Raw genomic sequence first — 7,759 nt, forward strand, 5'->3', positions numbered from 1 at the left:
CTGAACATTTCAATCTGCCCATACCGTTAGAGTCCGGTGTCCCCCACCGGACCGAATGCCTTCATGCGTACCCTGCTCCTGCTGCCCCTGGCCCTGCTCGCCGCTTGTTCGACCGCGCCCACCGAGCTGGACCCGATCTCCTATCAGTGCCAGCAGCAGCTGGACGCGTACCGCGAACAACCGGCGCTGCGCGATCCGAAGACGGGCGAGCGCCCGCCGCTGTCGATCGCCCCGATCAGCGATGCCTGCGACAGGGAACTCCAGCGCAAGGGCGTGGATCGCCCGCTGCGCTGAGCAGCGTATGATCGGCGCGCGGGCCTGCCCGCCGCTGAAGGTACCGACATGGATCGTTTTGCCCGCCTGCCCCGTGCCGCGCTGCTGATCGCCAGCCTACTGGCGACCGCACCGGCCTGGGCCGACAGCACCGCCTGCCGCGAGCGCTACCCGAGCGTGGCGTCGCAGGCGGCGATGCTGGACGTGGCCTGGACCACCGCCGAACGCCTAGACGCGCTGCCCGATGTGGACGTGGTGGTGGCCGCGCGCGGTGGCCAGGACCTGAGCCGCTACGGCCTGCGCCACAGCCACCTGGCCTTCCTGCTGCGCGAGGACGACGGCCGCTGGCGCGCGATGCACCTGCTCAACCGCTGCAAGACCGACAGCTCGCAGCTGTACCACGAGGGCCTCGGCAACTTCGTCGGCGAGAGCGGCGGCCATACCGACCTGCGCATCGGCGTGCCGTCGGCCCCCTTGCGTGCGGCGCTGCGCGCGATGCTGGTGCCACCCTCGATCCAGCCCAAGGCGCTGCACGAAACCAGGTACAACGTGGTCGCCTACCCGTTCGCCACCGACTACCAGAACTCCAACCAGTGGGTGCTGGAGGTGCTGGCGGCGGCGATGGCGCAGGCCGAAGGCGCGCCGGCCATCGTCAAGCGCGAACAGGCACAGCAGTGGCTGCGCCAGCGCAAGTACCAGCCCAGCGTGCTGCATATCGGCCTCGGCAAGCGCGTGGGTGCGCGCCTGTTCGTAGCCAACGCCACCACCACCGACCATCCAGCCGGCGAACGCATCTCCGGCAACTATTCGGTGGTGACGGTGGAATCGGTGTTCGACTTCCTGCACCAGCGCAGCCAGCTGCAGCAGGAACTGGTGATCCCCCATGTGCCGGTGGCCGGTGCCACCGCCGCCGCCCCCTGATTTCCCCGAGGAGAACGACATGCGTCCGCTGCTTGCCTCTGTACTGTCGACGGTGATCGTCACCGGCCTGGCCTGGTCCACGGCCGCCCACGCCGAACGCCGCATCGTGATCATCCATGACCCGGGCCCGCAGGGACCGAGCCTGGAAATGTCCACGCAGATGGTGGCCTCGGCCCGCGCCGCCGCCGCGAAGGAAGCCCAGGATGCGGCCGACGCCGGCCGGCCGCTGGCCCGCCCGCAGCAGATCAAGCTGCCGCAGATGGAGGTGAGCGCCATCGCCACCACCGTCGACGGCCGCCGCGAAGTGCTGCTGCGTGATGCCAATGACCCGCAGAACACGGCATCGATGCAGTACCCGCGCGGCATCGGCGATCCTGCTGTGCAGTTCACCGTGGGCCAGACCGTGAACTTCGAGCCGACCGGCAACGACCAGGGCTGGCAGCTGAAGGACAACCAGGGCCGCCCGCTGGAATACCTGCCCGAGGCCACCGGCCCGCGCGACATCTTTGACACCCGGCGCTGAGCCGCTGCCCCACGCTGACCAGGAGGTCTCCATGCTCCGTTGCCTGCGCGTTCCCGCCACTGCATTGCTGCTCTCGGCGCTGCTGGTCCCTACCGTCCATGCCGGCGCCGCGCCGCAGTTGAACAGCAGCGAGGCCAGCGTGATCGTGACCTCGTTCGTGGTGCTGTCGCTGCCGCTGGCGGCGTCGATGGGCCTGTCCGAACTGTCCAAGGCACCGTTCAAGGCCAGCGAGCGCAACGCCAGGGCGACCCGCACCAAGGCGGTGCCGCTGCCGCCGATGGAAGTGAAGAAGGTGGAGACCACGCCTACGGGCGAGCGCCAGGTGCAGTTGCAGGTACCGGACAAGGCCGACCACACCGCCACCCTGCGCTGGCCGGTGCAGCCGCAGGGCGAGAACCCGACGGCGGCCTTCGTGGTCGGGCAACGGGTGCATTTCGACCCCACCGAGGCCGGTGCCGGCTGGAACGTGAAGAGCGCGCAGGGCCAGACCCTGGCCTATGTGCCGACGGCCTATGCCGCCGGTGACGTGATGAGTGAAGCGCTGTAAAGCTGAACGACCGGTTTTGGCTTTGCCGCAGGCCGGGCGGATAATGGGCGATCCCCTTTGTCCCCCTGGCTCGCCATGTCCGTGCGTCCTGCCCCTCTGTTTGCCCCGCTGACCCCGCGCGCCCTGGTGCTGGCGGTACTGGCCATGGGTGCAGTGGTGCTGCTGTCCAACGTACTGGTGCAGTACCCGATCAACGACTGGCTGACCTGGGGCGCCTTCAGCTATCCGGTCGCGTTCCTGGTCAGCAACCTGATCAACCGCCGCTTCGGTCCGGGCCCGGCGCGCCGCGTGGCGTGGATCGGCTTCGCGGTGGCGGTGTTGTTGTCGATCTGGGTGGCCACCCCGCGCATCGCCATTGCCTCCTGCTCGGCGTTCATCGTGGCCCAGCTGCTGGACATCACCGTGTTCGACCGCCTGCGCCGTGGCAGCTGGTGGCGCGCACCGATGGTGGCCACCACCTGCAGCGCGACGGTGGACACCACCATTTTCTGGTCGATCGCGTTCGCCGGCTCCGCGCTGCCGTGGGTGAGCTGGGCCGCTGGCGACCTGGCAGTGAAGCTGGCGATCGGCGTGTGCCTGCTGGCTCCGTTCCGCGCGCTGCTGTGGAAGATGGCGCCGCTGCGCGCCACCAGCTGACCGCACATGCTCTGGTAGGTGCCAACCTTGGATGGCACATGAGCACGGTAGGTGCCGACCGTTGGTCGGCACGCTCCATCAGAGTTCATCACCGCTGACAGATTGTGCCGACCAACGGTCGGCACCTACCAACAGCGGATCATCCCCGGGCAATTGTTCTAATGGGTGCACCCATCACCCGAACGGCAACGCCGCCGCTCGGCACGCCGCCGTAATCGCCGCACACGCGTCTTCAATCGCGGGCGTGGTCGGTGCCAGCCGCGGGCGCCGGTCCAGCGTGCAGGCCAGGCCTACGTCGAGCAGCGTGGCATGCGCGGTATGCAGTGCCTGCGCGGTGGCACCCGGCAGGAAGCCCGCAACCGCCAGCGCATCGATCAACGACGGTGTAGCGCGCGGATGCAGCAGCGCGGGATGCTGCGCACTACGCGCCAGCACGCCGGTCTGCAGCAGGAACTCCAGGTCCACCACGCCACCGGCACCCTGCTTCAGGTCCAGTCGCGCAGCATCGCTGCGGTCCAGTTCGGTGCGCATGCGGCCACGCATCTTCAACACATCGGCATACAGCGTGGCCAGATCGCGCTCACGACCCAGCGTCTGTGCACGCACCTGCTCGAAGTCGGCCAGCAGGCTGGCATCACCGGCCACGCCGCGTGCACGTACCAGGGCCTGGTGTTCCCAGGTCCACGCGCGTTCGCGCTGGTATTCGGTGTAGCTGGCCAACGAAGACACCAGTGAACCCTTGCCGCCATCCGGGCGCAGGCGCACGTCGATGTCGTACAGACGGCCGGCGGCGGTGACCGCACCGAGCAGCGCCATCACCTTCTGCGCCAGCCGCGCATACCAGCGCCCCGGTTCCAGCGGACGTGCGCCATCGCTGGCCTCCACGCCGGCCGGATTGTCGTGCAGGAATACCAGGTCCAGGTCGGACCCGAAGCCCAGCTCAAGCCCTCCGAGGCTGCCGTAGCCGATGATCGCGAAGCGCCCACCAGGAATCACGCCGTGTGCCGCGCGCATGTCCGCTTCGGCCATCGCCAGCACGGTGGTGACCACCGCCTGGGCCAGCTCGGCCAGTTGCCGCGTGCTGTCCACTGCGCCCTGTCGACCGTCCAGCGTGGCCATCGCCATGCGGAAGCTGAGCGCCAGCCGCGTCTCGTTGAGCCAGCGCAGTGCGGATTCGGGGTCTTCCACCGCCAGCACCTGCTGGCACTCGGCCAGCATGCCGGACGCATCGGGCATCGGTCCGGACACGCGCACGTCCAGCAGTTCGTCCAGCAGCAGCGGGTACGCGGCCAGCCGCTCGGCCAGCAGCGCGCTGCGCGCCAGCACATCCACCAGCCGCGCCAACGCGCTCGGTTGTTCGTCCAGCAGCGCGAGATAGCTGGTCCGGCGCAGCACCGCCTGCAGCAGGCCAAGCACGCGCTTGAGCGCGGCATCGGGTTGCGGCGAGCGCGTGGCCGCATGCAGCAGCGCCGGCAGTACGCGATCCAGCCGTGCACGTGCGGCGTCGGACAGGGACTTCACGCCGGTGCCCTGGGCGAAATCGCGCAGCGACTGATCGGCGCCATTGGCATCGAGGAAACCGGCTTCCGCCAGCAACGGCGCGTTGCTGCCCTCGGGCAGGCTGCGCCAGTAGTTGGCCAGCGCGTCGGGCGCAGCCTGGCCCTTGCGCGGCGCCAGCAGCGCGGCGAATTCAGTACTGACCCGCTGCTGCTGTTCGGCCAATGCCGCGCGCAGCACGTCCCAGTCCGGGTAGCCGAGGCCGACGGCGATGCGCGCGCGGTCCAGCGCGTCGCTGGGCAGCACGTGGGTCTGCGCATCGCGCAGCATCTGCAGGCGGTTCTCCAGCCGGCGCAGGAACAGGTAGGCGTCACGCAGCGCGCTGCCATCCTCGGGCGCGATCTGCCCTGCGGCCACCAGCGCGTCCAGTGCCACCAGCAGGCGGCGCTCGCGCAGCGCCGGCTCACGGCCACCGCGGATCAGCTGCAGCGCCTGGCACAGGAACTCGATTTCGCGGATGCCACCGGCGCCGCGCTTGATGTCTTCGTGCAGCTCGCGGCGCGCGACTTCGGCGGTGATCGCCGCCTTCATCTCGCGCAGGCCATCGAGCGCAGTGAAATCCAGGTAGCGGCGGTACACGAACGGGCGCAGGGTCTGCAGCCACGCCTCACCGGCGGCGATGTCGCCGGCTACCGCGCGCGCCTTCAGCCATGCGTAGCGCTCCCAGTCGCGGCCTTCGCGCTGGAAATACTGGTCCATCGCCGCGAACGACAGCGCGACGCGGCCGGCGCTGCCGAACGGCCGCAGGCGCAGGTCAACGCGGTGGCTGAAGCCATCGACGGTGGTTTCGTCCAGCAGCTTGGCCAAGCGCTGGCCGAGGCGGGCGAAATACTCTTCGGCGGCCAGCGCGCGCGGGCCGTCGGATTCGCCGCCGTGCGGGTAGGCGTAGACCAGGTCGATATCGGAACTGAAGTTGAGCTCGCCGCCGCCGAGCTTGCCGAGGCCGAACACCACCAGCTGCTGCGCGGCGCCTTCGCCATCGCGGACCACACCGTGGCGCTGGGCGAATTCCTGCTGCAGCGCGTCCAGCGCCAGCCGCAGGCAGTCCTCGGCCAGGGTGGTGGCGCCAGCCAGCGTCTGCGCCACGTCGTCCAGCCCAGCCAGGTCGCGCCAGATCAGCCGCGTCGACATGGCAGTACGCCAGCGCCGGATCTGCGCCGGCCAGTCGCTGGGCTGCAGCGGATCGAGCACCGGCGCCGGGATCAGCGGGCAGCCGGGCGCGGCCAGCTGCGCCAGCAGCGCCGGTTGCCGCACCAGGGTGTCCAGCGCGAAGTCGCTGACCACCGCCAGCCGGGTCAGCAGCGGCAGCAGCTCGGCAGGAACAGGCTCGGGCAGGACCTGGGCCAGGCGCGCCAGGGCGCGGTCGACAAGAGGCTGCAGGGAGGCGGGCAGGTCAGCGGGGGCGAGGGTCATGGGCGGATTGTATCGACCCGGTCGGGACGCGACGGACCCGGTAGGGCCGGCCGCTGGCCGGCAGATCCCATGATCCTGCCGAAGGTTGCCGCAGTTGCCGGCCAGCGGCCGGCACTACCGATAATGGAGGCCGCGCATTCATACTGGGCGACAGGCAATAAAAAAGCCCGCTTGCAGCGAACTGCCAGCGGGCTCTGCTCCCTCCCCCACGTCGGGATGCAGGGCCATCGTGCGGGCTACGAAAGCACTTTGCACGCTGCACTGCAAAACAGAACCGGCGGGTATGGGTGAGCCCCTGGGGGAAAAGCCATTCCACAAAGGTAGAACCCCCCGTACGGATGAGGATGGCCGATAATCGGGATTCCCCCCAGAAACACTGTCGTCATGTCTGTTGATCGCATCGCCAACGCGCGTCTCCGTGACCGCGTGGTCTCCGCCGAGGCCGCAGCCGCGCTGATCCAGCCCGGTGAAACCGTGGCCATGAGCGGCTTTACCGGCTCCGGGTATCCCAAGGCCGTTCCCGTCGAACTGGCCCGCCGCATCGAAGCGGTGCATGCCCAGGGCAATCCCTTCCAGATCAAGCTGATGACCGGCGCCTCGACCGCGCCGGAACTCGATGGCGCGCTGGCCAAGGCCGATGGCATCGCCATGCGCATGCCGTTCCAGAGCGACCCGGACGCGCGCAACCGCATCAACGAGGGCAAGCTGGATTACATCGACATCCACCTCAGCCACGTTGCCCAGCACGTGTGGTTCGGTTTCTACGGCGAGATCGACACCGCCGTGATCGAAGTCTCGGCCATTCGCGAGGACGGTTCGCTGGTGCCCTCCACTTCGGTCGGCAACAACAAGACCTGGCTGGACCTGGCCAGGAAGGTGATCGTCGAGGTCAACGAGTGGCAGCCGGCCGGCGTCGACGGCATGCATGACATCTACTACGGCACCGCGCTGCCGCCGCATCGCAAGCCGATTCCGCTGGTGAACGCCAACGACCGCATCGGCGATACCGCGCTGCGCTGCGACCCGGACAAGATCGTGGCCGTGGTGCGTACCAACGGCCCGGACCGCAACAGCCCGTTCAGCCCGATCGATGCGACCAGCGAACAGATCGCTTCGCACCTGATCGAGTTCCTCAAGCACGAGGTGAAGAAGGGCCGCCTGCCGCCGAACCTGCTGCCGCTGCAGTCGGGCGTGGGTAACATCCCCAATGCCGTGCTGGCCGGCCTGGCCAAGAGCGGTTTCCGCGACCTGGCCGCGTTCACCGAAGTGATCCAGGACGGCATGCTCGACCTGCTGCGCGATGGCGTGCTGAGCTACGCCTCGTGCACCGGCTTCGCGCTGAGCCCGCAGGCCAACGAGACGTTCAAGGAGAACATCGATTTCTACCGCGAGCGCATCATCATGCGCACGCAGGAAATCTCCAACCATCCGGAACTGGTGCGCCGCCTGGGCTGCATCGGCATGAACGGCATGATCGAGGTGGACATCTACGGCAACGTCAATTCGACGCACGTGATGGGCACGCGCATCATGAACGGCATCGGCGGTTCGGGTGACTTTGCCCGCAATGGTTTCCTGTCAGCGTTCCTGAGCCCTTCCACCGCCAAGAACGGCACCATCTCGGCGATCGTGCCGATGGCCAGCCATGTCGATCACACCGAGCACGATGTGTCGGTGATCGTCACCGAACAGGGCCTGGCCGACCTGCGCGGGCTGACCCCGCGCAAGCGCGCGCAGGTGCTGATCGACAACTGCGCGCACCCGGATTTCCGCCCGCAGTTGCAGGATTACTTCGACCGTGCCAGCCGCGAGAGCTACGGCAAGCACACCCCGCATCTGCTGCCGGAAGCGCTGTCGTGGCACCAGCGCTGGCTGGATACCGGAATGAT

7 protein-coding genes are annotated in these 7,759 nt (G+C 68.5%); 6 read left to right on the forward strand and 1 reads right to left on the reverse strand.

Features of this window, described 5'->3' with window-relative positions; genetic code table 11:
• Nucleotides 1-63: 63 nt before the first annotated feature.
• From N5C25_RS19850 to N5C25_RS19870, 5 genes are all read left to right on the forward strand, one after another.
• A complete protein-coding gene (locus N5C25_RS19850; protein ID WP_279937734.1) occupies nucleotides 64-294 on the forward strand; it encodes a hypothetical protein in 231 nt (76 codons plus the stop codon).
• Between the two features lie 48 nt (nucleotides 295-342).
• Entirely contained in the window at nucleotides 343-1,194 is an 852-nt protein-coding gene (locus N5C25_RS19855; protein WP_058980939.1) for a DUF2145 domain-containing protein, read from the forward strand.
• A gap of 19 nt (nucleotides 1,195-1,213) precedes the next feature.
• Nucleotides 1,214-1,717, forward strand: coding sequence for a hypothetical protein (locus N5C25_RS19860; protein ID WP_057494566.1), 504 nt, complete (start codon nucleotides 1,214-1,216; stop codon nucleotides 1,715-1,717).
• Nucleotides 1,718-1,748: 31 nt separating this feature from the next.
• A complete protein-coding gene (locus tag N5C25_RS19865; RefSeq protein ID WP_058980941.1) occupies nucleotides 1,749-2,264 on the forward strand; it encodes a hypothetical protein in 516 nt (171 codons plus the stop codon).
• A 75-nt stretch (nucleotides 2,265-2,339) separates the two neighbouring features.
• Nucleotides 2,340-2,900 (forward strand): queuosine precursor transporter, encoded by a 561-nt coding sequence (locus N5C25_RS19870; RefSeq protein ID WP_019662191.1) that lies wholly within the window; start codon nucleotides 2,340-2,342, stop codon nucleotides 2,898-2,900.
• 174 nt (nucleotides 2,901-3,074) lie between these two features.
• On the opposite strand, the gene glnE is transcribed toward N5C25_RS19870, so the two are convergent.
• Entirely contained in the window at nucleotides 3,075-5,870 is a 2,796-nt protein-coding gene (glnE, locus tag N5C25_RS19875) for a bifunctional [glutamate--ammonia ligase]-adenylyl-L-tyrosine phosphorylase/[glutamate--ammonia-ligase] adenylyltransferase (RefSeq protein WP_279937735.1), read from the reverse strand.
• A gap of 384 nt (nucleotides 5,871-6,254) precedes the next feature.
• Here glnE and N5C25_RS19880 point away from each other — a divergent pair.
• Nucleotides 6,255-7,759: acetyl-CoA hydrolase/transferase family protein (locus N5C25_RS19880; protein ID WP_279937736.1), on the forward strand; the 1,505-nt coding region annotated here is incomplete at its 3' end.

Origin of the sequence: Stenotrophomonas sp. GD03958 (assembly GCF_029839005.1) — a bacterium.
Classification (GTDB): domain Bacteria; phylum Pseudomonadota; class Gammaproteobacteria; order Xanthomonadales; family Xanthomonadaceae; genus Stenotrophomonas; species Stenotrophomonas hibiscicola.

What these genes read in the sequence shown, in the direction of transcription:
- glnE (WP_279937735.1), bottom strand. Translation starts at nt 5,870, where the DNA reads ATGACCCTCGCCCCCGCTGACCTGCCCGCCTCCCTGCAGCCTCTTGTC.
- N5C25_RS19870 (WP_019662191.1), top strand. Translation starts at nt 2,340, where the DNA reads ATGTCCGTGCGTCCTGCCCCTCTGTTTGCCCCGCTGACCCCGCGCGCC.
- N5C25_RS19855 (WP_058980939.1), top strand. Translation starts at nt 343, where the DNA reads ATGGATCGTTTTGCCCGCCTGCCCCGTGCCGCGCTGCTGATCGCCAGC.
- N5C25_RS19865 (WP_058980941.1), top strand. Translation starts at nt 1,749, where the DNA reads ATGCTCCGTTGCCTGCGCGTTCCCGCCACTGCATTGCTGCTCTCGGCG.
- N5C25_RS19860 (WP_057494566.1), top strand. Translation starts at nt 1,214, where the DNA reads ATGCGTCCGCTGCTTGCCTCTGTACTGTCGACGGTGATCGTCACCGGC.
- N5C25_RS19850 (WP_279937734.1), top strand. Translation starts at nt 64, where the DNA reads ATGCGTACCCTGCTCCTGCTGCCCCTGGCCCTGCTCGCCGCTTGTTCG.